Origin of the sequence: Sphingomonas faeni (genome assembly GCF_030817315.1) — a bacterium.
GTDB lineage: Bacteria > Pseudomonadota > Alphaproteobacteria > Sphingomonadales > Sphingomonadaceae > Sphingomonas > Sphingomonas faeni_C.
On the sequence record NZ_JAUSZF010000004.1, the window covers coordinates 1 to 21,902 of the forward strand.

At 60.0% G+C, this 21,902-nt stretch carries 23 protein-coding genes, 5 pseudogenes and 1 other annotated feature; of the genes and pseudogenes, 10 read left to right on the plus strand and 18 right to left on the minus strand.

The genetic code is table 11. The annotated features are described in order from the left end of the window. A pseudogene (locus tag QFZ54_RS18100) lies at positions 1-352 on the minus strand (transposase); the annotation flags it as partial. A 125-nt stretch (positions 353-477) separates the two neighbouring features. On the opposite strand from QFZ54_RS18100, the pseudogene QFZ54_RS18105 reads away from it, so the two are divergent. Further along, positions 478-639, plus strand: a pseudogene (locus QFZ54_RS18105) (IS110 family transposase); the annotation flags it as partial. A gap of 315 nt (positions 640-954) precedes the next feature. On the opposite strand, the gene QFZ54_RS18110 reads toward QFZ54_RS18105, so the two are convergent. Then, the gene (locus QFZ54_RS18110) at positions 955-2,172 is read right to left on the minus strand and encodes a dicarboxylate/amino acid:cation symporter (protein ID WP_307089802.1); all 1,218 of its coding nucleotides are present in this window, start codon (positions 2,170-2,172) and stop codon (positions 955-957) included. Between the two features lie 13 nt (positions 2,173-2,185). After that, entirely contained in the window at positions 2,186-3,121 is a 936-nt protein-coding gene (locus QFZ54_RS18115) for a methyltransferase (RefSeq protein ID WP_307089804.1), read from the minus strand. A gap of 716 nt (positions 3,122-3,837) precedes the next feature. Here QFZ54_RS18115 and QFZ54_RS18120 point away from each other — a divergent pair. From QFZ54_RS18120 to QFZ54_RS18140, 5 genes and pseudogenes are all read left to right on the plus strand, one after another. Then, positions 3,838-4,110 carry a hypothetical protein gene (locus tag QFZ54_RS18120; RefSeq protein ID WP_307089806.1) on the plus strand — a complete coding sequence of 91 codons (273 nt, stop codon included), beginning with the start codon at positions 3,838-3,840 and terminating at the stop codon, positions 4,108-4,110. 584 nt (positions 4,111-4,694) lie between these two features. Then, on the plus strand, positions 4,695-6,626 hold the full coding sequence (locus QFZ54_RS18125; RefSeq protein WP_307089808.1) for a M61 family metallopeptidase: 1,932 nt from the start codon (positions 4,695-4,697) through the stop codon (positions 6,624-6,626). 219 nt (positions 6,627-6,845) lie between these two features. Then, positions 6,846-6,995, plus strand: a pseudogene (locus tag QFZ54_RS18130) (IS3 family transposase); the annotation flags it as partial. Between the two features lie 72 nt (positions 6,996-7,067). Then, positions 7,068-7,202, plus strand: a pseudogene (locus QFZ54_RS18135) (IS3 family transposase); the annotation flags it as partial. A gap of 687 nt (positions 7,203-7,889) precedes the next feature. Further along, positions 7,890-8,057, plus strand: a complete 168-nt coding sequence (locus tag QFZ54_RS18140; RefSeq protein WP_307089810.1) for a hypothetical protein — start codon at positions 7,890-7,892, stop codon at positions 8,055-8,057. A gap of 46 nt (positions 8,058-8,103) precedes the next feature. On the opposite strand, the gene QFZ54_RS18145 is transcribed toward QFZ54_RS18140, so the two are convergent. The 4 genes from QFZ54_RS18145 to QFZ54_RS18160 all read right to left on the minus strand — a co-directional run bounded on the left by QFZ54_RS18145 (position 8,104) and on the right by QFZ54_RS18160 (position 10,873). Further along, positions 8,104-8,352 carry a hypothetical protein gene (locus QFZ54_RS18145; RefSeq protein ID WP_307089812.1) on the minus strand — a complete coding sequence of 83 codons (249 nt, stop codon included), beginning with the start codon at positions 8,350-8,352 and terminating at the stop codon, positions 8,104-8,106. Between the two features lie 103 nt (positions 8,353-8,455). Next, entirely contained in the window at positions 8,456-8,896 is a 441-nt protein-coding gene (locus tag QFZ54_RS18150; RefSeq protein ID WP_307089814.1) for an HIRAN domain-containing protein, read from the minus strand. A 173-nt stretch (positions 8,897-9,069) separates the two neighbouring features. Continuing rightward, positions 9,070-9,474, minus strand: coding sequence for a hypothetical protein (locus tag QFZ54_RS18155; protein WP_307089816.1), 405 nt, complete (start codon positions 9,472-9,474; stop codon positions 9,070-9,072). A gap of 170 nt (positions 9,475-9,644) precedes the next feature. Beyond that, positions 9,645-10,873, minus strand: a protein-coding gene (locus QFZ54_RS18160; protein WP_307089697.1) for an IS3 family transposase whose coding sequence is annotated in 2 segments (ribosomal slippage) — positions 9,645-10,585 and positions 10,585-10,873 — 1,230 coding nt in all. Because the reading frame shifts where the segments join, the coding sequence is not laid out codon by codon here. Then, positions 10,476-10,592, minus strand: a sequence feature (AL1L pseudoknot). Its footprint overlaps the gene before it by 117 nt. 160 nt (positions 10,874-11,033) lie before the next feature. Here QFZ54_RS18160 and QFZ54_RS18165 point away from each other — a divergent pair. Both QFZ54_RS18165 and QFZ54_RS18170 read left to right on the plus strand, forming a co-directional pair. Then, positions 11,034-11,213 (plus strand): hypothetical protein, encoded by a 180-nt coding sequence (locus QFZ54_RS18165; protein ID WP_307089818.1) that lies wholly within the window; start codon positions 11,034-11,036, stop codon positions 11,211-11,213. A gap of 108 nt (positions 11,214-11,321) precedes the next feature. After that, positions 11,322-11,792: a GAF domain-containing protein gene (locus tag QFZ54_RS18170; RefSeq protein WP_307089820.1), complete on the plus strand. Its 471-nt coding sequence runs from the start codon at positions 11,322-11,324 to the stop codon at positions 11,790-11,792. On the opposite strand, the gene QFZ54_RS18175 is transcribed toward QFZ54_RS18170, so the two are convergent. Then, the gene (locus QFZ54_RS18175) at positions 11,789-12,493 is read right to left on the minus strand and encodes an integrase core domain-containing protein (protein WP_307089822.1); all 705 of its coding nucleotides are present in this window, start codon (positions 12,491-12,493) and stop codon (positions 11,789-11,791) included. The two genes, QFZ54_RS18170 and QFZ54_RS18175, sit on opposite strands and share 4 nt — an antisense overlap. A gap of 60 nt (positions 12,494-12,553) precedes the next feature. Here QFZ54_RS18175 and QFZ54_RS18180 point away from each other — a divergent pair, with 60 nt between their 5' ends. Continuing rightward, on the plus strand, positions 12,554-13,687 hold the full coding sequence (locus QFZ54_RS18180) for a family 1 glycosylhydrolase (protein ID WP_307090499.1): 1,134 nt from the start codon (positions 12,554-12,556) through the stop codon (positions 13,685-13,687). Positions 13,688-13,897: 210 nt separating this feature from the next. On the opposite strand, the gene QFZ54_RS18185 is transcribed toward QFZ54_RS18180, so the two are convergent. The 5 genes and pseudogenes from QFZ54_RS18185 to QFZ54_RS20555 form a co-directional block, all read right to left on the minus strand. Beyond that, positions 13,898-14,635: a cytochrome c oxidase assembly protein gene (locus QFZ54_RS18185; protein ID WP_307089824.1), complete on the minus strand. Its 738-nt coding sequence runs from the start codon at positions 14,633-14,635 to the stop codon at positions 13,898-13,900. 48 nt (positions 14,636-14,683) lie between these two features. After that, positions 14,684-15,163, minus strand: a complete 480-nt coding sequence (locus QFZ54_RS18190; protein WP_307089827.1) for a DUF2243 domain-containing protein — start codon at positions 15,161-15,163, stop codon at positions 14,684-14,686. 403 nt (positions 15,164-15,566) lie between these two features. Continuing rightward, entirely contained in the window at positions 15,567-15,923 is a 357-nt protein-coding gene (locus QFZ54_RS18200) for a hypothetical protein (protein WP_307089828.1), read from the minus strand. A gap of 103 nt (positions 15,924-16,026) precedes the next feature. Continuing rightward, positions 16,027-16,182: pseudogene (locus tag QFZ54_RS18205) on the minus strand (IS3 family transposase); the annotation flags it as partial. Positions 16,183-16,302: 120 nt separating this feature from the next. Then, entirely contained in the window at positions 16,303-16,605 is a 303-nt protein-coding gene (locus tag QFZ54_RS20555; protein ID WP_373458633.1) for a PAS domain-containing protein, read from the minus strand. A 231-nt stretch (positions 16,606-16,836) separates the two neighbouring features. Here QFZ54_RS20555 and QFZ54_RS18210 point away from each other — a divergent pair, with 231 nt between their 5' ends. Beyond that, complete coding sequence (locus tag QFZ54_RS18210; protein WP_444965523.1) at positions 16,837-17,562, plus strand: recombinase family protein; 726 nt, start codon at positions 16,837-16,839, stop codon at positions 17,560-17,562. A gap of 307 nt (positions 17,563-17,869) precedes the next feature. Here QFZ54_RS18210 and rhaT read toward each other — a convergent pair whose 3' ends face one another. The 5 genes from rhaT to QFZ54_RS18235 all read right to left on the minus strand — a co-directional run bounded on the left by rhaT (position 17,870) and on the right by QFZ54_RS18235 (position 21,896). Next, entirely contained in the window at positions 17,870-18,958 is a 1,089-nt protein-coding gene (rhaT, locus tag QFZ54_RS18215) for an L-rhamnose/proton symporter RhaT (RefSeq protein ID WP_307089830.1), read from the minus strand. Positions 18,959-18,995: 37 nt separating this feature from the next. Next, on the minus strand, positions 18,996-19,310 hold the full coding sequence (locus tag QFZ54_RS18220) for an L-rhamnose mutarotase (protein ID WP_307089832.1): 315 nt from the start codon (positions 19,308-19,310) through the stop codon (positions 18,996-18,998). Between the two features lie 4 nt (positions 19,311-19,314). Beyond that, a complete protein-coding gene (locus QFZ54_RS18225; RefSeq protein ID WP_307089834.1) occupies positions 19,315-20,223 on the minus strand; it encodes an amidohydrolase family protein in 909 nt (302 codons plus the stop codon). Between the two features lie 63 nt (positions 20,224-20,286). Further along, the gene (locus QFZ54_RS18230; protein WP_307089836.1) at positions 20,287-21,036 is read right to left on the minus strand and encodes an SDR family NAD(P)-dependent oxidoreductase; all 750 of its coding nucleotides are present in this window, start codon (positions 21,034-21,036) and stop codon (positions 20,287-20,289) included. Beyond that, a complete protein-coding gene (locus tag QFZ54_RS18235; RefSeq protein ID WP_307089838.1) occupies positions 21,033-21,896 on the minus strand; it encodes a fumarylacetoacetate hydrolase family protein in 864 nt (287 codons plus the stop codon). Before QFZ54_RS18235 ends, QFZ54_RS18230 begins: the two co-directional genes overlap by 4 nt. Positions 21,897-21,902 lie beyond the last annotated feature (6 nt).

Below are 21,902 nucleotides of genomic sequence, written 5' to 3' on the forward strand. Positions count from 1 at the left end.
GCTGCGACGCCGGTAGCGGCGCTTGTCGTATCTGACCGGCTCGTTCCGCGATCTGCGGCCCGGGATGCAGGGTTGGATGCCCTTGGCTTCCAGGGCGTGCCTGAACCAATTGGCGTGATAACCACGGTCGCCCAGCAGCCACTGTGCTTTCGGCAGATCGTCGAGCAAGGCTGCCGCGCCGGTGTAGTCGCTGAACTGTCCGGCGGTCATGAAGAAGCTCAAGGGCCGCCCATCCGCATCGCTGACGGCGTACAGTTTGGTGTTCATGCCGCCTTTCGTGCGGCCGATCAGGCGGCCGAGATCCCCTTTTTTTTACCCGCAGACTCGATGCCGTGCGGTGTGCCTTCAGGTGTGGATCGGCGCCGAAAGTGGGACCCCAGTAGAGTCTCGCTTAGCTATTGAATCTGCGTTAATGCTTTCAATAGTCGGGGTCCCGCTTTCGACGCCGATCCGCAGTCGCGTTTGAATTGGATAGGACGCAAATCAATTCCAGAAGACTCGAGGCTAGCACGAGTTACATCGCGGAAGCCGCGGATGCTCGTGGCGATCGCCTTAGCCAACAAGATGCCGCGGACGATGTGGGCGATGCTGACGAAAAATGACGATTATCGAGTTCCTGCACAGGCAGGAGCGGCATAACATCATGCCGCGAATTCTGTCTGAGGCCGGATATACGGGGGTGTGAGAAGGCGACGACCAGAATGGGCAAAACGATCGAAAAGATCTGGATCTGAAAAACCAGTTCACGACTCAGAGCGCTATAGCGTGCCAACGAGATTTGAATCTGATCCGCGGATCACCATACCGACCAGCGGTTCTGAATGCCGTCTCAAAAGGCCTTGCAGAAGACCGCACTCGATCACGAACCCACACGGTCAGAAACCTCTTGCATTACGGACGGCAATCACAGAGGTCCTGACCCTAGTCGCGGAAATGCTAGGCGAGAGACGCAGGTCAGCTGAGATCAGCATCACGTCGCCCCACCACACGCGTCACAGCGAGATCGGCTGTAACATTGCCCAAGGTGCGAAAGATATCGGGAATGCTCTCGATCGCGAGCAATAGAGGCAACAGGTTGAGCGGAACGCCCATCGCGAGACACACCGGGCCGATGATCGCGAAGAACGAAACTTGAGCGGGCAGGCCGACCGCCGCCACGCTTACAGCGGCAGCGACAAGCGCCCCGGTCAAAAGCGTACCGGGACCAGGCACCACGCCGTATAGATGTGCAAGATAGACAGCCACCGTGACATTGGCTGCCGCACTTGCCGCTCGAAAGAGCGAAACGGCAAGCGGAAGAACAATACCAGCTTCCTGCCTGCCGGCACCGAGCGGGCCTGCCGCGTCAATCATCGCGGGAAGCGCCGCCAACGAGGACTGGGTACTGGCCGCTACGACCTGCGCCGGAAGCGCCGCCTGGGCGAAGGCGAATGGTGACATGCGGCCGAGCAATGCCGCCACGAAGTAAGCGAGGAGCGTCGTCACCAAGCACGAGCCGACGACGAGCATGATATATTGCAGCAGCGCACCGGCCGCGCTCACTCCCGTCCGGGTTCCAACAGAGAAGGCGAGGGCCAATACACCTATTGGAGCAATCCACAGGACCCAGTGCACGATCACAAGCATCGCCTGAACGACCGCCCGGAAGAAGGTCTGGATGCTGACACGCAGGTCGGGCTCGATGCTGCCCACCGCAAAACCAAACAGCACAGCAAAGATCACCAGCGGCACCATCGCGGTATCCGATGCAGCCTTCAGCGGATTGGTCGGAATGATATTCGCCAGCCAGTCGCCCGTCGACGCGATGTCGGGAGGCTTGCCACCAAGCGACCGAAGCGATGTGGCCTCGGCGGAGACTGGCCATAGATCGAGCGCAACCGTCGTCAGCGCCGCGCTTACGACACAGACGACGATTAGCAGTATCGCAAACCACATTAGGGCGCGGGGCGCTGTCCTTCCAACCGAAGCGCTCTCAGCCGCTGACACGATGCCTGTGACCAGAAGCGAGAAGACCAACGGCACTACCGTCATGGTGAGCGCGTCGAGCCAGAGCTTCCCGACCGGTTGAAGAACGGTGAGAAGTGTTCCGCCCGTGGCGCTGCCGGCAAGCGCAGCTCCAGCCAACAAGCCAAGCATCAGGCCTGCGAAAATCCGAACCGACGAACCCGTCATCGCGTACCGCTCGTCATGCCGCGGCGGTGCGACGCACCATCATCCCTACTGCGGCGATCCGATCCACATCGGCATAAGCAGGCTGGTCCAGCTCGTCACCGAAGATATCGGGATCGAGTTCAAGGTACGTCATGTCGTTGCCCACCACGGGCAGACGATCACGGAGCGCGTCCAACAGCACATCGCAACCACCGACGATCGACACGCCGGTGTGCATGATCAGCCGGCCGTCAGCGCTCAGCAGGTCGATCCCCTGTAGCACCCAGTCGAGGGACAGCGCAGCTCCATAAAGCTCACCACCATCGCGGTAGGTCCGGCGTTCGGCGTCGATCATGAAGGGCGGATGCGTGACCATCAGATCGAAATGACCACTCACGTCTGACGGTTGTGACACTTCCACGATGCGGTGCCGAACGCCGGCATGCTCGGCATTGATCGACGCCAGGAACAGCGCCTTCGGGTTGATATCGGCGATCGTCAGCACCGCGTCCTCGGCATGCCGAGTCGCAATGATTCCGCCGACCCCTGCGCCAGCCCCATAGTCGAGGATCGACCGCGCGTCGGGATCCATGCGCGCGAGGATGAACTGTGCAAAGCGGTAGCTGTCGGGCCCCAGGAAAACGGAATCGTGCGCCGTGGTCGGGTAGCGCGAGTGCCAAAACAAAGTGCCTAGGACGCGCGACACGCGCAACTGCGGCACCAGGCGGTCATTTTCACCGGGCACGAGCACGCCCGCGTCGATCAGTCCGGCTTCAAGGGAGCGCGGCAATACGCCGGGAGCGACGGGCAGGCTCCATCCCAGCACATCCCGCACTTCCTTCGCCTCTCGCCGGTCGGGGCGGGCAACTACACGAGCATGCGTCGCCGGCGTTGGCGGAACGAAATCATAGCCTGCGGTCTCGAGCGTCGTCAGAATGCCGAGGAATGCCGAACGCGACGGGTATTTCATCGATGTCGAGCAGTCTACCTGCTCGTCGTTAATGTACGTTAAAGTCAAGTTCCACCTGATATTACAGCAAGGTTCTCAGGTAACCTACGCAATTCGTGAACGTTCCGCGAAGTCAATGCATGTTAATGCTATAATTTGGATTGCCGGTCTGGAAACCCGGTACAAGCTACGTCATTGATTGATATCGTTGCCGTATCACTTGATGATTCTATTGGTTTGCTGGCGAGACCATTGACGTGACAAAGCCAAATCAGCGACACGGTAACATCTGGACAATTTATTGTCGAGAATGCTTGAATTGACACTGCAACGGCATGCCACTGCCATTTGGCAGGCAAATTTCAAAAGCTTCAATAAAGGATCTACGTGCCGCTCTACCGAAAGAGCCACATCCTGGAACCTGAATGTGGACACGGGGTTGAACAATCAGAAATGGAGGTTTGAAATGGCTATCAAAGGTGCTGGCGGTAATCCCGGATCGATAACTACCAAGGGCGGTGATGGCGCTGGTGGGAGTACGGGAACAGGCCGGGGCGGGGGCAACAACGGACGGGGAAAATCCGCGACTTCCAAAAAAGGGTCCAAGGACAATAAAGATGATGCCGCGTCGGAACATAGCTGATCGACCGCTTGGTCATGCGGCGATGAGGAGCGGCATGGTGTTCGCGCTTTTCCTTAGTCGGAGGAGCACATTATGCTCGTCGGCAACCGAACGAATGACCTACTCGATCGAAACCGCTGTTTCAGGCGGCGGTCTTGAACGCAATGCACTTGCTGAGCACGCTCTGGATCGTGCGTTACGGCGAAAACGCCGCAACGTTGCGCGGGATAAAGCCCATACACGTGGGGCGGACCGCATTGAACTGACATCGAACGACGCGGATATCGGCCTATCGCAAACCGGGGAGGAGCAAGCGCGAGTGCTTGGTGCATGGTTCGCCCGGATCGATTTCGACCAGCGGCCCGACGTGCTACTCGCCTCACCCTAGGCGGGCCTGGAGCGCTGCCCGGCTTATTCGGAGTTATGGCGGTGCCGATAGTGATGAACCGATTTGCGTCGACGAACGCTTGCGCGAGAAGGAATTCGGCATTCTCAACGGTTGACGACCCGCGGCGTCGCGTCAGTATATCCGGACCAGGCCGAGCTTCGTCGGCTCCTCGGCAAATTCTATCGCCGCCCGTCCGTGGGGCGCCCTGGTGCGACGTTATTTCGGTTACGGTCGCTGATGGACACGATCGTGCTTCATTATGCCGGACGGCAGGTGATGATCGTCGCGCATCGGGTGGTGGTGCTCTGTCCACGGATGCCCTTGCCGGCGCGATTGGCGGCCTGTTGTCGCCTGGCCCATCGCCGCTCGCGGCCGTCGGTTGGGGCGCGTGGATGCACGGCCAAGGTAGGCGTCGTGTCGCGACCACGCGTGGCCCGATGGGCTTCCTCACGCGCGAACTTCCGCGCCGGCTGCCGCATTAAAGGAAAGTCGACCGGTTGCCACCGACTTACATGGAACCCTCCCTGCTCCAGATCGTCATTGTACCCGCCGGACAAGATCGCTTGCCGTCGACGAGGTGAAAAATGGTTCAGCAGTTTGAAACCGAACGTGTAAAACCGGCAGTCTCAAAACCCGTTGCAACGCAGGATGATAGGGCCGCGGGTAGGCGACCGACGAGCCCGGCAGAATGGCGATCGGATCCGCAGGACATAGATTATCCCCGCGATCTGAGCCTCGCGATCGACGTCACCGACACGCTCCGGGGGATCGTCTCGGGCAAGCTGATCGTGCCGGTGGCGCAAAGCGGGCCGATGACGCTGCTCTACCCGAAGTGGATGCCGGGCTACCATTCGCCGCAGAACCCGATCGAACTGTTTGCCGGTCTCGAGATCAAAGCCGGAGATCTGGTGCTCGATTGGGAGCGCGATCCGGTGGAGGTGTATGCGTTCCATATCGACGTGCCGGACGGCACTGACGTACTCGACATCGGCTTCCAATTCCTCTCCCCTACGGCGCCAAGCCAAGGCGATGTCGTCGTCACCGAAGACATGCTGAACCTGCAGTGGGGCCGCGTTTTGCTGTATCCGGCCGGCTATTTCGCGCGCCGTATCCAGATTCGGCCGAGCGTGACGCTGCCGATCGATTGGCAGTACGCGACTGTCCTTAAGGACGAATCGCGGGACGGCGACACGGTGCATTTCGCGCCGGTCAGCCTGGACGTGCTGGTCGACTCCCCGATGATGGCGGGACGCCATCACCGCGAGGTGGCACTCACGAACGATGGTGCCGTTCATATGAACCTGTTCGCCCACCAAGCGATCGACCTGGAGATTAGGCCTGAGCAAGCCGCGCTGCATGCCGCGCTTGTGGAGCAGGCGGAAACGCTGTTCGGCGCGCGCCACTTCGACAAATATCGGTTCCTGGTTGCGTTGAGCGACGAACTGGGCGGGGGCGGCGTCGAGCATCACAGATCGACCGAGATCATCGTCCCTCCCACATTATACAGGGAATGGGAGCCGAACCGGACCAAGCGGGATGTTTTCGCGCATGAGTTCACGCACAGCTGGAACGGCAAGTTCCGCCGCGGGGCGGATTCATGGACGCCGACCTTCGAACTCCCCATCCGCAACAGTCTGATGTGGGTCTATGAAGGGCAGACGCAATATTGGGGTCATGTGCTGACGACCCGCGCCGGCTTGTGGTCGACGAAGGCGTCGATCGAGTCCCTCGCGAAGATCGCAGCGACGTACGATGTGCGCCCGGGTGGAATGTGGCGGACGATGGCGGACACCACCGAGGATCCGGTCATCAACGCCCGCGCGCCGCTGCCGTGGCCGAGTTGGCAGCGCAACGAGGATTATTATTCGGAGGGACAGTTGATGTGGCTCGCCGTGGATACGCGGATTCGCGCGGCGACCGATGACCAGCAGTCGCTGGACGATTTTGCGCGCGCCTTTTTCGGGATCGACGACGGCAGCATGGCGACGCGGACCTATGACTTCGATGAGGTCGTGCGCACGCTGAACGACGTCGTCGAGCACGACTGGACCGACTTCCTGGATACACAGTTGCACCGCCGCGTAGAGGGCGCGCCCCTCGAAGGGCTGGAGCTTGGTGGATATCGGCTCGTCTACCGCGACCATCGCACCGATTTCTGCCAGAGCTTCGACGCGCAGGCGGAACAATTCGACATGCGTTTCTCGGTCGGCCTGAACATCGGCAACACCGGCACCGTGCAGGAGGTTATGTGGGGGAGCGCGGCGTTCGACGCTGGCCTCACCGCCGGGTCGCAGATCCAGAGCGTGAACGGTCATGATTACAGTGAACAGGTGATCGGGGACGCAATCGAGGCCGCCAAGGATGGCGTCGCGCCGCTGCTCTTGACGGTCAGGGCACGATCGCAATCTCGCCCACGCGAGGTGCAGGTCGAGTATCACGACGGCCATCGTTTCCCGCACCTAGAAGCGATCACAGGCAGGCGAGCGCGACTGGATGAGATTTTCGCGGCACGGTAGCCAAAGAACTGCCGAGTACGGACATCGGCAGACATAGCCTAAAGAGGCCCCTTGCCTCGTCCTCGTTGTGCGCCTGTGAAGATCGAAGCGGTTATAAGTCTCGCCGGACAGGATGTATCAGGTGGAACCCCTGCGATCGTCAGACGCTCCACGAGCCATTCAGGCGCGTCCGGATCGGTCGCGAACGCCGGCTCGGCCGCAGCTTGGCTTCGAACACGCCTGAACCATAGTTCGGCCTTCAAGGCGAAGGTGGCCTTGGCTGCGGTGAAGAGGGAGAAGGCGCTGGCCGAGCTGGCGCAGCAGTTCGTTGTTCACCCCAACCAGATCACGATCTTGCGCGGCCAGCTGCTCGAAGGGGCGGCTGGGGTTTTGGATTGGAGAGCCATAGCGAGCCTGCCGAACCGCCGATCGACGTGAAGCCGTAGCACGCCAAGATTTTCGGAAATCTTCAACGCCGATCAGGGAAGCCGATTCACCAGCACTGCGGCCCTGCACAGCTAGAAGGTTGCGATCAGCATGGACGGCCGCGGCGCCTGGCGCGACAACGTGTTCGTCGACTGCCTTTTGCGTTCCGTAAATGACATCGAGCACCGACTTACCAAGGTTCTCCCGTGTGGATCGGCACCGAAGTGGGACCCCGATAGAATTTTGCTTAGCTATTGAATCTGCGTTAATGCTTTAAATAGGAGGGGTCCAGATCGGCGCCGATCGCGACCCCTCCCTAACCCATACTTCTCAAGAAATGGATGTCGCTACTCGTTCCCTGTCCCATAAGATCTCCAGACGGGCGCTAGTGCCCGCCTCAGCGTAGTTGGTTTTGCATGTAATCGCGTTAATTCAAGGCAACGTTTGGAGCCAAATCTCCTGTGCGCCGTTGCAAGAAACTCTGCATGCTTGCTTAGGGATGATCGGCAGATGGAAGCGCTCTGGGCGTTTGTTGTAATTGGCGGGCCCATTATTTTGGGGGCCGTGTTGCTTTGGGCAACCACTCACAACCGGATGTCGCGGAAGCAGAAGGAGGCAAGCGATTCCGCCGCTCGGCGCGTACGGCGCGAAGCGGCAGAGGAAAACCGCAGAGATTAGGCGAAATTCGGCATAGCAGATCAGGCACCGAATTCTGGCCCTTCCTCATGAGGATAGAACCATGGAAAGTGAGCTTCCGGCTGGTCAGAGGTAGAGACGCCAAACCTTTTCCGTCGCGAAACGCGCCCAATGGGCGCGAGGGTCGCGAGACATCTCCTCGAGCTTCGCCACTGGATCGCGATGCCAGTTGACGAGGATCTGTTCCCACGCCTCGCGGCTAACCTCAACCGTGACACGATCGTCCGCGATCGTTCGACCTTCGAAAAAGACAACATCGCCGACTTCGCGCCGATCGCCTTTGAACCTGCTTATGGTAAGTTTCACGGGTACCTGCTGCGATTCTGTTGAATTGAGACCCGGTTGAAGGAGTTGGCGCTTGCCTGCTTGAACCACATCAGGTGGTTAGCAACCTAACCATCGCGCCACCGTCAATGAGTCGGATCGCTTCATCCTTCTGCTCGATCGACACGGCCAGCCTATCCAGTGCGATGGCAACATCCTCAATTGCTGGCGTCAGGATCGGCCCCTGTAGGTATGCATGTAACTGTCGGTACGCCTTCGCCTGCGCGCGGATCTCAACTGGTGTTCTCGCCATTTTGCCTAAATAAACGCTCAAACGATAGAGTAAATTGACCTGCGTCAAGCAGGTACCAGGTGCGTCGTTGCTAGGAAGGTTGAGTTCGGGGCCCGAGTCCCAACGGTATTCTGGAGACTGTTTAACGGTAAGGCGCCGAGAAACCGGTCGGTCAGGCTCCAAATTCGGGACCTTCGGGATCGGGATAGAACGCGAGAGGATCGTACACTGGTCGCTGCGCCGGCCGCATCTGGCGGGGAGGGGCGGGCTTCGGAACATCAGGGACCGGGTCGGGTAGGGTAGGTAACCCGCCTCCGAACCGGATCCGGATATAAGCCCCGTTCCCGTGCATCGCCTGGAAGACAGCGGTCGCGTCGTCTTCCTTCATCCGCTTGCCGATCAGGGGCGCACGCTCGGCGCTGACGTAGCCCAGTTGCGTGCCGCGGTCGCTGAAGATGGCAACGGCGTTCGCGTCGAACGGGTTCTTAGGCTCGAGGCGTAGCTCGACGACGTCACCCGGGGCGCAGAGCATCCACTCCATGCGCCTGTTGCTCTTCGACTTATCCTCGTTCGGAAAGTCTATGCCAACAATAGAGGTGGTGAGCTCGTCCATAACCTATATTCCTTCAGCCGCTAGGCGATCGGAATAACCCGTTGCGCGGCCCGCCCAAGCGCTGTTAACTCGATTTATGAGTAGCTTAACGATCACCATATTGTGCTTCGCTGTAGTTTTAGTCGGCATGATCATAACGGACCGTTTTGGAACGCGACCCGATTGAGGCTGACCTACGATGGGGTGGCGAGTTCGCCCTTGTTCAGAACCGGCGCCATGTTCAAGGGGGGTGCGAGGTAGTCCGCGCGGCGACGCACAAACGTACCGTAGTAATGCAAGGGCTCGTCCACTGCGGCCATCTCGTAAGACGCGTTCGCTGTGAGGACGTCTGTGCTCTCGTCAAACTTAACCTCGTCGCAGAGTAGCTCGATCGTCAGCGCTGCACGTGCGTACTTTGGAAACTGGACGACCGCCCTTCCGTCCCTGATCACGTAGGACCCGATGTCTTCAGGCCGATCGTTGGGGGTGACGCGGCCATCGCCTAAAATGTAAAAGGACGGGCTGGTCCGGTCGAAAGGCTGCTCTTCCTCAAGATAGAACCATTCGCCCTGCAGTGCCTGATCGGTAATAGCCGCCATACTCGATGCTCTCAGCGCGCGATCTATGAACTCGCGGGGCGAAACGGAAGGCGTAGGTTACCGTAATGGCTGACTTCGACGATTCCGCAGACCCTGACCTCGGCGCAGCGTGCAACCAACGCCAGTTGGTTTGAACCGCGCCGGGTCTACCGGAGGCGTTGGGTTGTGAGTCACGCAGCCATATCGATGTTGTCTGCGGCAGCATAATATTGATCTTCGGCTTCGGCAGGCGGGATGTTGCCGATTGGCTCCAGCAGCCGTCGATGGTTGAACCAGTCGACCCATTCGAGGGTCGCGTATTCCACCGCTTCGAAGGATCGCCAAGGTCCACGGCGATGGATGACCTCGGCCTTGTAGAGGCCGTTGATCGTCTCTGCTAAAGCGTTGTCGTAGCTGTCGCCGACGCTGCCAACCGAGGGCTCGATCCCGGCCTCGGCGAGGCGCTCGGTGTACTTGATGGACACATATTGCGACCCGCGGTCGCTATGATGGATGAGGCCGCCCCGATGGGCCGGCCGACGATCGTGAAGCGCCTGTTCCAACGCATCGAGGACGAAGCTGGCATGAGCCGTCCTGCTGGCCCGCCAGCCGACGATCCGGCGAGCATAGGTATCGATGACGAAGGCGACGTAGACGAACCCCGCCCAGGTCGCGACGTAGGTGAAGTCTGAGACCCACAGCATGTTCGGCGCTGGCGCGTAGAACTGGCGGTTGACGTGATCGAGCGGGCACGGCGCCGCCTTGTTGCTGATCGTGGTGCGCACTGGCTTACCCCGGATTACGCCTGCCAGGCCCATCTCGCGCATCAGTCGCGCGACCGTACAGCGGGCGACGGGCACGCCCTCTCGTATCATCTGCCGCCAGACCTTGCGCACGCCGTAGACCGCGAAGTTCTCGGCGAACACGCGCGCGATCTCAGCCTTTAGGAGCGCATCCTGCCGTGCCCGCGCCGACAGGCGTGTCGGGTCCTGTCGCTGCGCGACGCGCTCGTGATAGGTCGATGGGGCGATCGGCAGGACACGGCAGATCGGCTCGACCCCATAGGCATCGCGGTGATCGTCAATGAACGCGATCATCGCCGGAACGGGCGGTCGAGCTCCGCCTGCGCAAAATATGCGGACGCCTTGCGCAGAATCTCGTTGGCCTGACGCAGCTCACGGACCTCGCGCTCGAGTGCCTTCACCTTGTCGGCAACCTCGGTCGGGACACCGGCACGCTTGCCGCTGTTGACCTCAGCCTTCTTCACCCACTCATGCAGTGTCTGCGGAACGCAGCCGATCTTCTCCGCGATCGACACCACCGCTGCCCATCGCGAGGGGTGATCCCGCTCGTGGTCGAAAACCATCCGTACCGCGCGTTCGCGAACTTCCGGCGCAAACTTGTTCGTCGTCTTGCTCATACAGGCTCCACCTTCTCAGGAGTTGGAGCCTCCGGCAAACCCGGCGCGGTTCAGTTTCATGTTTAGTCGTGAGGTCGACTTAAAAGCTCAACCCATTTCGATTGCTCAGGCACTTAATCACCGCCCGCCCGTTGCCCCTATCCACGCTGGGAGACGAGTGTTGACGAAAGAACGTATTGTTGCGGTGGGTTTGCTCACCCAGCGGGACCTGGATGTGCTGGGTACGGGCTTTCATCGTCTGTTCTCGGTCGATGCCGATGAGGATGACGACGACGGCTTTGCCGATTTGATTGCGGAGCTCGACAAGATCGAAGCGATTACGCCAGACCCCCGGCTGTAACGCGTCGCTTGCGCCGCCCCGGTTAGGCGCCGCTAGACACACTTGTTGTTCGGGTCGATTCGCTAACCTCAGATTCCCACGCTATCGTTCCGGCGGGGGAACACATAGATGCTCGACGAACTTGCTACAGGCACCGCCTGTGACAGCAACGATGATGGCATACGGCGCATCCTCAACGAGGTAGCGGCTCTTACCGGTATGGGCTTCGTCGCAGTTGCCCGCGTTACCGAAACGCGGTGGATTGCTTGTCAGGTGCTGGACCAGATCGACTTCGGTATGTCGCCGGGTGACGAGCTGCGTATCTCCACGACGATCTGCAACGACATACGCGAGTCCGGCAACGCAGTGGTGATCAATGACGTCTCAGCTGATCCGCGGTGGTCAACGCATCCGGCTCCCGCGCTCTACGGGTTCAAAAGCTACGTATCGTTGCCGATCGTCCTGGACGATGGCTCGTTCTACGGGACGCTGTGCGCAATCGATCCGCATCCGCGAAAGCTGACCGGCCCCGACATGGTACCAGCGCTCAAAAGGTTCGCCGGTCGTGTCGCTGCTATACTGTCCGAGCGCGTACCCTAGGTGTTTAGTCCCGGCATCTGGTGGATCGGATCGACGATGAACCTATCCGGCTCTGCCGTCCAGATTTTGGCGATGTATTCGTAAGGCGTGAGGCCGCTGAGCGTTTTGAGCCGACGGGCGAAATTGTAGGCCGCCATGAAGTCGGCGAGGTGCACCCGTAACTGCTCGTGGCTTTCGTAGTGGAAGCGTGTGACGGTCGCCTCCTTGATCGTGCGGTTCATCCGCTCGACTTGTCCGTTGGTCCAGGGGTGGTTCGGCTTCGTGAGCCGGTGCTGAACCTCGGCGATATCCATGTGGAAGAAGCCGATCGGGTAGCGCTTGAAGCGCTGTCGCTTTGGCTTGTCGCCCTCGATATCCGGCAGACGGGATATGCCGTGCCGCTGCAGGCAGCGGTGCAGCGCTGACCGTGTCAGATGCGGGATTGACGGCTGCAACGCATAGAGACAATCGTCGAGCGGCAGGAGTGTGTGGCGCCGGAATGCGACGACAGCTGCCTCCTCGGCTTGGGTCAAGGTCGTGGAGTGAGGGGCCTTCGGCCCGGTCTTCAAATCCTCAACCGTCGCCCGCTTCCGCCATTTCGCCACCGTCTTGGGGTTGATCCCAAGCTCCCGGCTCAGCGTCGAGAGCGAAGCTTGCGATCGCTGTATTGCTGCTCTGACGGCGTGCGTGGTCGTGGCGCTCCCGTGACGTACCTGTCCCATATGGCTTCCTTCCATTCTAACGAAAGGATCGCACCATCAAACCGTGGGATCAAACACCTAATGGCAGAATGTGGGCACTATGACAGGTGGCGCGAAGATTTCGCTATATCCTTAGCTCTCGGCTGCAAACACCTGCGATATGGGCCTCCCTATTACCGAACCCACCTTGGGCCGGGCCGCTACGACTGGTCGTTTACCGATGAGGTGCTACCGACCATGCGAGAAATGGGAATCACCCCCATTCTCGATCTATGTCACTTTGGCGTTCCAGATTGGGTCGGGGATTTTCAGAACGCGGAATGGCCGTTTTACTTTGCGGAGTATGCCCGAGCATTCTCAGAGCGCTATCCATGGATCCGTCTCTTAACACCGGTGAACGAGATGTACATCACGGCGGAATTCTCTGGCTACTACGGGTGGTGGAACGAGCAGCTGGCGAGCCACAAGGGTTTTGTCGGGGCTCTGAAAAATGTTACTCGAGCAAGCCTGGAGGCGATGCTTGCTATCCTTGAAGTCCGTCCCGATGCGCTGTTTATTCACGCGGAATCCTCCGAGCATACTCACGCCAATCATCCTGATCTGACGCCGGAAGCGGAAATGTTCAACGAGCGCCGCTTTCTTACACTCGATCTCATTTGTGGCAGGCGCATCTCCGCAGGCATGTATGCTTACCTACGGGAGAACGGCATGGCAGAAGCCGAATACGCCCGATTTCGCTCCATTGACCTCGTGGAGCACTTCATTCTTGGCCACGACTATTACATCACCAACGAGCACCTGCTCGTCGCGCCTGAAATCCGGCGAGCCGCTGGCGAAGTGTTCGGGTATGCTCCCGTCGCGCTGGCCTATCACGAACGGTATCGGCTACCGATCATGCATACAGAGACCAACCTCGTTGACCAGGGCGGTGACGAGGCTGCCAAATGGCTTTGGAAAACCTGGGCCAATATCCAGATGCTGCGCCGAATGGGCGTGCCGATCTGCGGGATGACCTGGTATTCCGTCACTGACCAGATCGATTGGGATGTCGCGCTTCGCGAAATGAACGGGACTGTCAATGCGCTCGGCCTCTACGATCTCAACCGAAATATCCGATCTGTCGGGGAGGCATATCGCCGTCTCATTACGCAGTGGGCGGATACGCCAGTACTGCCGCACGGACCATTTTCTATTGTCGGAGGCCTCGGTGACTAGGGACTTGCGAACGGCTATCGGTACTCAGGCTACCACGGCGACATGCCCTTATTGAGAGATCAAGTGCTCGCACCGGTCTTGATCCGCGTAACCTGATGCGCTGTCTTCTCGGAGCATCCGGCACGATGACGGCGAATAGGCGGTGAAGTTCTGCCGTTCAAACGGCCAAGCGTTGTTTTGAAGAGCTGCCGTATCGTAAAACGCGACGCTTCAACTGAATCTTCTGCCCCTCGGCCGCCAGCTACTGACCATCGCGAGAGCCAGCAGCATTTCTGTGATGTCCCCTCCATAGTACATCAGCTCGGCGCCACGGCGGAGCTGATGGGGTGGGACTGGAATGGTGACGAACCAGCCAGCGTAGAGCATCTGCGCCATGATCGCGTGAATGACGACGGCGGCCCCTAGTACGACCAGTCGGGCAGGCACCGACAGGCGATGCGGGGCTGGATCAGGGCCCGCGATGACCCAGACATAGAGGCATCCGGCTGCCACGAAGTGAAAATGGACGAGATAATGCAGGACAGCGTGCGTCATCATCGCCATGTAAAGTGGTGTGAAATACAGACCGGCCATCCCGCCTAGGTTCAACACGAGCGCCGTTACTGGATTCGCCCAAAGACGGATCGGTCGCCAGCGCAGCACACGAACGATTGCCCTTCCGAAGGGCGCTGGCGCTGTGCGGAGGGTAAGAGTGATCGGCGCCGCCATGACCAGGCCGAGGGGCGCCAGCATGCCCAACAGCATGTGCTGGAGCATGTGCTGACGAAAGTCGCCCGCTGGAAACGGCAGGTACTGCGGCATCAAACCGAGCGCCAGAACCGCAGCCCCGGCCCCCCATGCGGCGGTGCGCCAACGACTCCAGCCGCGACGAGCGACCCGCGTCTGATAGACGACGCCGCCGACGTACAGCAGGGTCAAAAGCCCGAGGAGCACGAGTGGCAGTGCCATCGAAGGCGAGTGCCCATGCCCCTCCACATGCATCGCTTGGGCTGCGCCTTATGCGATGGCGATGGGTTTAGCGCGGCGCGCGATGGCCCAGCCCGCTAGGATGAAGATCACGCCCGAGGCGAGGAACAGCATGTCCCAGAGAAGCTGGTTCGCGTCGGCGTACACGTGATGAACGCCAAGGATCTGGTGGTCGATCACACCTTCGACCAGGTTGAACCAGCCCCAGCCGTTAAGCATCCAGCCCCAGAGCACGGCCGAGCCCCAAACCTTCCTGCGGGCGTGGGTCACGCGCGAGTAAAGCAGGCCGAGACCGACGAGCACCGCGAGCCAGGTCACGGTATGGAAGAGGCCGTCCCCCAGCGTGTTCATGCGCAGACCCGGCACTGTATCAGGCGTGATCTTGCTGCTGAACATATGATGCAGCTGGAAGACCTGGTGCAGGAAGATGCCGTCGAAGAAGCCGCCGAGCCCGATTCCAAGGATGATACCCGGTGCCTTGATTGGAAGTGTGTCGGTTGCTGCTCGCATTTCGAGGGCTCCTTGTATCCTGCTCGTAAAGGGCCAGGCACCATAATTGAATGTTCACGAATAACTCAGATGATTCCATCGATCACCACGGCAGCTTGCTGTGCCCGCGCCCAGAGCGGACGCAGGAAGCTTTGATGTCAGAACCGATCGAGACTGTTGAAAAACGCTCGCTGCGATAGCGACGGGGCGTGATCCACTGCGGGAGCCCGAGGTGCCGCAGAACACCATGTCCGCGCACCTCGGCATTCTCTCGCGCGCCGGTATCGTGCGCTGCGAACGGCATAACCGATCGAAGCCGGGGGGCCCTCACTCGTCATTAAGGAAGGTCATTATGGTGGCTGTCAGTTCCGATTGTAGATCGCTGCCGCCCGTGAGTCAGATGGACTGAACCAGACAGAAGAATTCAATCTCGTAAAATAATCCCGTCAAACTTCATTGCCGCAATCTGCGCGGTCGCGTTGTCGCGAAACATCGCTTCTTGTGGCTCGTGAAGCACCCTCTTCAGCATAACCTCGATTTCTTGACGCGCGAATTTCCGGACGTCAAAATTGCGTTGCCGGATAAGCAGCGCTCCGGCTTGCAATAGACGATCAGTATCGACCCCGCCGGAGACGCGAACCGCCACGCAAGGCCCTTTCATTGCCTGCCAGGCGGTATCGAAAACGGCGTTGTCATTCTCTTTAAACCCGAAGTTCTCATCGCCGGGCAGTTCGAAATATGCGCGGTAGCCGTTACCGGGAAAGTACTGAAAATCGCTCACGCACGGGTCCAATGGATTTTTTTAGGGCGCTCTTTGACGCCCCTTCTAACGTGGTGTTAAACTTCGCCTCCTTCAACGAGGGGCGCATTTGCTGAAATTCAGGATTGTCGCTGACGATCATCCTGGGCGCGCCGCGCTCGGCGATCAGATCGGCCAGCTCACGCACCACCCGCCGGCCCGAAATCGACGTGTCGAGCACCGCTCGCAAACACTCGCGGGTTACGTCGTCGACTGTGGATCGGCGCCGAAAGCGGGACCCCGCTTTGAGCAAGGCAACTACCTATAATCTTTTGGAAAGTATGGGTTATAAAGGGGTCTCGATCGGCGCCGATCGGGACCCCTGGTTGTATGAAGCTTCAAAGCGAATTCAGTAACTTGGCTAAAATCGACTGGGTCCTAGTTTCGGCGCCGATCCACAGTCCAGAACCCTAAGCTCGGTGCCTCTCTGATCATGGCGGAGGACAGGTATCTCGACGGCGGAGAAGGCCATCGGTGTCGCTGATCGATATACCTGATGCAGCTTTTCAATAGCGGCCCCAGCGATCTGCGGCGGGAGCACCTCCTGCGCTACTCTATTGACGATGTCTGCGCCGAAGAGACGCCGGAACGCCGCGTTCGCCAGGACAATTCTGTGACATGGCTCGCGGACAAGTGCCATAATGCTGGGCGCCTGCTCGACCATCTGTGTGAGCAGGCCACGCTCCTGCGCAGGACCGGGGTTGGGAGTCACTATAATACTGGGTACGCTAACGAAGAGCGAAACCTCAATAGGAAAATCAGCCGCTCATCCTGAGCTGGCTAGCTACAAAGAGCCGGATCGCTTGGCTAGGCTACGGAGGATCGCTATTCACCTATTGTAGCCGGATTATCTAGAGACGGCCAATAAGGGTATACCCATCAGAGCCTGGACGAGATGAGCGAACAAGAAAAGCGGAACACGATCCAGGCCGCGCGGGTGTATCTGAGGGTCAGCACGGAAGAGCAGGATCTCGCGCGCCAGGAAGCGATCGTCGCCGGCGCGCGGGCGGCCGGTTTCTATGTGGCGGCGGTTTACTGGGAAAAGGCATCGGGCGCTCGGCCGGACCGGCCGGAACTGCTGCGCATGGTTGCCGACCTTCAGCCGGGTGAGGTGGTCGTCGCGGAGAAGATCGACCGGATTAGTCGTCTGCCACTGGCTGAAGCGGAATTATTGGTGGCGACGATCAGAGGGAAGGGGGCTCGGCTTGCGGTGCCGGGGATTGTCGACCTCTCCGATCTCGTCGCCGAGAGTTCCGGCGTTGCCCGGATCGTGCTCGAGGCTGTGCAGGAGATGCTACTACGATTAGCGCTCCAGACAGCACGCGATGATTACGTAACACGGCGCGAGCGCCAACGCGAAGGGATTGAGATTGCCAGGCGGGAAGGGCGGTACACCGGCCGCAAGCCCGACGTCGCCCATCACCGCCGCATTGTCGGCTTCGTGACGCGGGATGAGCATAACGAGAACGGCGGAGTTGGCAGGATGCAGCATTGCGCAAGTCAAGCGAGTGACCGCGTTGCATCGGGCAAGGACAGCATCAGCATGCGGGGATGTGGCCGTGTTGGAAGAGGTGGCTTCGCCAGAGTTCGTGCTATCTCCAATACCGTCTTCCTCCGCTGACTGATCACGAGCGTTCCATCTTCACCCCTGTGTTGATGATAAACGCCCCGGGTTTGCCGGACGCTCCAAACCCTGAAAGGTGGATCTTTATCGAAGACGATAACGAGTTTGACGGAGGCCTGGTGCACTATATTGCTCGTGGATATCAGTCGTTTGATATCTTCTCGCAACAGACCGCCGTAATTATCTGCCCTGCATGACTTGGGTATTAGTGCCAGTCTCTCCTTCAAGCATGCATCAAAGCCCGGGGTATGGCTATCTCCATGCTAGGACCATGCTGCGCGAATTGATAAGATTGATAAGGCCACTATTCAACACCAAGTTTGTTGCCATAGCCAATGATGACGGTCGCGACGACCAATAGCCCAATCCCGGTCCAGACGAGTGTGCGGATTTGCCGCGGCGCATTCTTCCACTCCTGGAAAGCGAAGCCCCACAGCGTGCCGAATATGATGATCGAGGCCATGTGGAGCGTCCAACTGGAAAACCCGAATCTTCCCATTTGGCTTTCGCCCATCGTGTAGAAGAAGAACTGAAAATACCAGGCGGCACCCCCCACCGCGCACAACAGATAGTTGCGCGCCAAGGGCATCTTCCGCGCAGAGGCGGGAACCGCCTCGATCGCGTGCGCGGCGCGGCCGAACCATTGGCTGGCACTGCCGTTGCGTACGATTAGTATCGTGCACCAAGTCGTGTTCGTCAGCAGCCCGCCGAACATGACGAAACACAGCACGGGCAGGCCTGTCCAAAGCGGACCGGTGCCCGCCGCGGCCGACAGCGCTTTGATAGGCTCGCCCGCGGCCAAGCCAAAGGCAAAGCAGGACGACATGATGCCAGAGAAGACGGCGACAGCGATGCCCCTGCGAAAATCGAACTCACTGATCGCCTCGCGCTTCTGGTCGAGCGACAGCAACCCGTCCTTTTTGGCACCCGCGACGGCTACCACGACGATGCCCGCCAGGGTAACGATCAAGCCGAGAAGGATAATTCGCCCCGAGGCCGTTGCCAGCAACTTCTCATGGAAATCGCCCTGAACGATCGGCGGAATAAGCGTGCCGAATACCGTGCACAGTCCCAATACTACTGCCATGCCCAGCGATAGCCCGAGATAGCGCATCGTGAGTCCATAGGTGAGCCCACCGAACCCCCATAATATACCGAATATAATGCACATGCCGGCTACCGATCCGGGGACCTGGGCCACGACACCGCCTAAGTCCTCAGTGCGTACCCAGGCGAAGAACCATGGGGCGACTAGCCAAGAAACGATGCCGCCGGTGAGCCAGTAGATTTCCCAGGACCAGCGCTTCACGCTTCGATAGGGCACGTAGAAACTCGCCGATGCCAAGCCTCCAAGCCAGTGAAACAGTACGCCGAGCAGAGGATTGGCACCCATGATAATCTCCTAGTCACCCGTCGAGCGCGGGCTCGCTTCAATCGAGGTGAAAAACGGTATCGAGCGCGATGCTGACCGGCGATCCATCGGCGTTCGTCTCCAACAACGAAGCCATCGACTCCCACCAACGGCGCATCACCGGGCGCGTGTGCAGCGCCTCCATCGCCTGATCGTCGGTGCACCACATCGTGGTGAACAGCGCATCGGTCTCGGCGTCGTGTTGGATCGAATAGTCCCGCGGCCCAGCGGCCTTCAGCGTTTGGACCAACTCGGGCCAGATCTCGTCGTGACGCTGGCGATAGACCTGAAGATGGCCGGGCTTGAGCTGCATCTTAAAGGCAATTTTTTTCATCGTGTCAGAGTTTCAGGCCGAGCCGGTACACGCGGTTCGCGTTGCCGCCGAACATCGCCCGGCGCTCATCGAGCGAAAAGTCTGCGACGATCGCGTGATAGGCGTCGAGATGTGCGTCGAACGGCGCGAACAGCTTGTTGGTCGGGCTGTCGCTCGCGAAGAGGCAGCGCTCGACGCCGAAGATGTCGATCGCTTCCAGCAGGTAGGGACGGATCTGCTCCACGGTCCACTGCCGGTGGATGAAACCGACGCCCGACAACTTCGTGGCTACGTGCGGATATTGCGCGAGAGCCCGCATCCCATGCCGCCAGCGGGTCAGTCCTTCGGGATCAGAGGGGATAGGCATGCCGACGTGATTGATTATGACAGGGATATCGGAATGCCGTGCGATCAGCGGTGCGAGACCCGCCATCTGGCCGGCATAGCATTGCAGATCGTAGGACAGGTTGTGGCGCGCAAGTGCACCGAAGCCGGCCCACCAGCCATCGTTCTGCGTCACGTCGCCCGGCAAATAGGTCCGTATCGGATTGACATGCCAATTGACGATCTGACGGATGCCCCGGACATGGGGGTGCGAGGCATGGCGCTCCAGCAACGCTTCTACCTTGGGATCGTCGAGTGGAGCGAAGGCGACGATGGCGCTCGGCAGGCCGCGGGTGACTGCCAGTTCCTCCAGCCAGCGCGTCTCGTCGAGCGCTTGGGTCGGGTCGGCGCCGGCATCTATGTGGACGATGCCGCGCACGTCCCAACGCCGTGCGTCGGCCAAGTAATCATCGATCAGATAGTCGTGTGCGATCGATGCTGTACTGCCGTTGGGCCCGCTGCCGTCGAATGGAGGGGTCAGCCAGGGATAGCGGATCGACGCGAGGTCCCAGAGGTGGACATGCGCATCGACGAACGGAATGATGTCCATGAAAGTCCTCTCCGGACGGCCTTGCTCTCTTCTTCAGGAGAGCATCGGGCGAGCGTGGATGGCTCAGAAGGTGGTGCGGCCACCCGAGGTGTCGAACGTCGAAGCGGTGGTGAAACTGCACTCCTCGCTTGCCATGAAGCACACCATGGCCGCGGTTTCCTCCACCTCACCCAAGCGACCCATCGGGATCTTGCCGCGCATATAATCGACCTGCGCAGGCGGGAGTTGGGCAAGGATCGGGCTCTCGAAGGTGGCCGGGGTCACCGCGTTGACGATCACGCCCTTGGTCGCGAGTTCCTTGCCAAGCGACTTGGTAAGTCCGATCACGCCGGCCTTGGATGCTGAATACGCCGAAGCGTTGGGATTGCCCTCTTTGCCGGCGACCGAGGCCACGTTGACGATCCGGCCATAGCCGTTTTCGATCATGAACGGCACGATCGCGCGGCAGCAGTAGAACAGGCCGTTGAGGTTGATGTCCATCACCCGCAGCCAGCTCTCGATCGGATATTCGTCAACCGGCGCGGTCGCGCCAGTGATCCCGGCGGACGCAACGAGGATGTCGATCTTGCCGAGCACGGCGTGCGAGGCCGCGGCGGTGCTGGCGACCGCGGACTGGTCCGACACGTCGAGCGCGAACACGCCGGTTGCTCCGATTTCGGCCTTTGTTGCCTCGAGCGCTTCCTCATTCACGTCCCACAACACCACGTTTGCGCCCTCGGCCACCAGCCGCTTGGCGGTTGTCCTGCCCAGGCCCGAAGCGCCGCCGGTGACGATGGCAGTCCGCCCGGCAAAACGTCCCGCGAAACCGCTCATACGCTATGCTCCAACGCAAATGCCACGACGTTCTGGCGCTGCTCGCCAAGCTTGGTGACGCCGAGGTGCATGGTGTCGCCAGCCTTGAGGAAAATCGCGCTCGGCTTCTGGCCTTCGCCGACGCCCGGCGGCGTGCCGGTGATCAGCAGGTCGCCCGGGTGCAGCGTGATGAAGCGGCTGACATAAGCAATGCATTCTGCAACCGGGAAGATCATCGTTCGGGTGTTGCCGGTCTGCCGTCGCGTGCCGTTGACGTCTAGAAACATGTCGAGCGCCTGAACATCACCGACCTCGTCGGGGGTGACGAGCCAAGGGCCGGTCGGGCCGAACGTGTCGCAGCCCTTGCCCTTGTCCCACTGGCTGCCGAGCTCCTTCTGGAAGGCGCGCTCGGAGACGTCGTTGACCAAGACGTAGCCAGCGACATGTTCGAGTGCGTCAGCCTGCTCGACGTAGCGGCAGGTCTTGCCGATGATGATGCCGAGCTCGACCTCCCAATCGGTCTTGAGCGAGTCCTTGGGGATCATTACCGGATCATTGGGGCCGGTGAGACACGAAATCGCCTTGGTGAAGAAGATCGGCTCAGGCGGCACGGGCAGGTTCGCTTCGGCAGCATGATCGGCATAGTTCAGCCCGACCGCGATGAACTTGCCAATGCCGTTTACCGGCACCCCGTAGCGTGCGCTCCCTTCGACCAGCGGCAACGACGCCGGATCGATCGCCTTCAGTTTCTCGATCTCAGCCAGCGTGACCGTGGTCGGCGTCAGGTCAGCGATCACGCCGGACAGGTCGCGGATGTTGCCGTCTGCATCGAGCAGCCCGGGCTTTTCCTGGCCCATGGGGCCGTAGCGCAAGAGCTTCATGACATA

Coding starts and splice junctions, on each gene's coding strand:
- QFZ54_RS18230 (WP_307089836.1), bottom strand. CDS start 21,036: ATGAGCGGTTTCGCGGGACGTTTTGCCGGGCGGACTGCCATCGTCACC.
- QFZ54_RS18220 (WP_307089832.1), bottom strand. CDS start 19,310: ATGAAAAAAATTGCCTTTAAGATGCAGCTCAAGCCCGGCCATCTTCAG.
- QFZ54_RS18170 (WP_307089820.1), top strand. CDS start 11,322: ATGCTCGACGAACTTGCTACAGGCACCGCCTGTGACAGCAACGATGAT.
- QFZ54_RS18125 (WP_307089808.1), top strand. CDS start 4,695: ATGGTTCAGCAGTTTGAAACCGAACGTGTAAAACCGGCAGTCTCAAAA.
- QFZ54_RS20555 (WP_373458633.1), bottom strand. CDS start 16,605: ATGGTCGAGCAGGCGCCCAGCATTATGGCACTTGTCCGCGAGCCATGT.
- QFZ54_RS18180 (WP_307090499.1), top strand. CDS start 12,554: ATGGCAGAATGTGGGCACTATGACAGGTGGCGCGAAGATTTCGCTATA.
- QFZ54_RS18185 (WP_307089824.1), bottom strand. CDS start 14,635: ATGGCACTGCCACTCGTGCTCCTCGGGCTTTTGACCCTGCTGTACGTC.
- QFZ54_RS18140 (WP_307089810.1), top strand. CDS start 7,890: ATGCCAGTTGACGAGGATCTGTTCCCACGCCTCGCGGCTAACCTCAAC.
- QFZ54_RS18120 (WP_307089806.1), top strand. CDS start 3,838: ATGACCTACTCGATCGAAACCGCTGTTTCAGGCGGCGGTCTTGAACGC.
- QFZ54_RS18155 (WP_307089816.1), bottom strand. CDS start 9,474: ATGGCGGCTATTACCGATCAGGCACTGCAGGGCGAATGGTTCTATCTT.
- QFZ54_RS18150 (WP_307089814.1), bottom strand. CDS start 8,896: ATGGACGAGCTCACCACCTCTATTGTTGGCATAGACTTTCCGAACGAG.
- QFZ54_RS18110 (WP_307089802.1), bottom strand. CDS start 2,172: ATGACGGGTTCGTCGGTTCGGATTTTCGCAGGCCTGATGCTTGGCTTG.
- QFZ54_RS18190 (WP_307089827.1), bottom strand. CDS start 15,163: ATGCGAGCAGCAACCGACACACTTCCAATCAAGGCACCGGGTATCATC.
- QFZ54_RS18210 (WP_444965523.1), top strand. CDS start 16,837: ATGAGCGAACAAGAAAAGCGGAACACGATCCAGGCCGCGCGGGTGTAT.
- QFZ54_RS18115 (WP_307089804.1), bottom strand. CDS start 3,121: ATGAAATACCCGTCGCGTTCGGCATTCCTCGGCATTCTGACGACGCTC.
- rhaT (WP_307089830.1), bottom strand. CDS start 18,958: ATGGGTGCCAATCCTCTGCTCGGCGTACTGTTTCACTGGCTTGGAGGC.
- QFZ54_RS18235 (WP_307089838.1), bottom strand. CDS start 21,896: ATGAAGCTCTTGCGCTACGGCCCCATGGGCCAGGAAAAGCCCGGGCTG.
- QFZ54_RS18225 (WP_307089834.1), bottom strand. CDS start 20,223: ATGGACATCATTCCGTTCGTCGATGCGCATGTCCACCTCTGGGACCTC.
- QFZ54_RS18175 (WP_307089822.1), bottom strand. CDS start 12,493: ATGGGACAGGTACGTCACGGGAGCGCCACGACCACGCACGCCGTCAGA.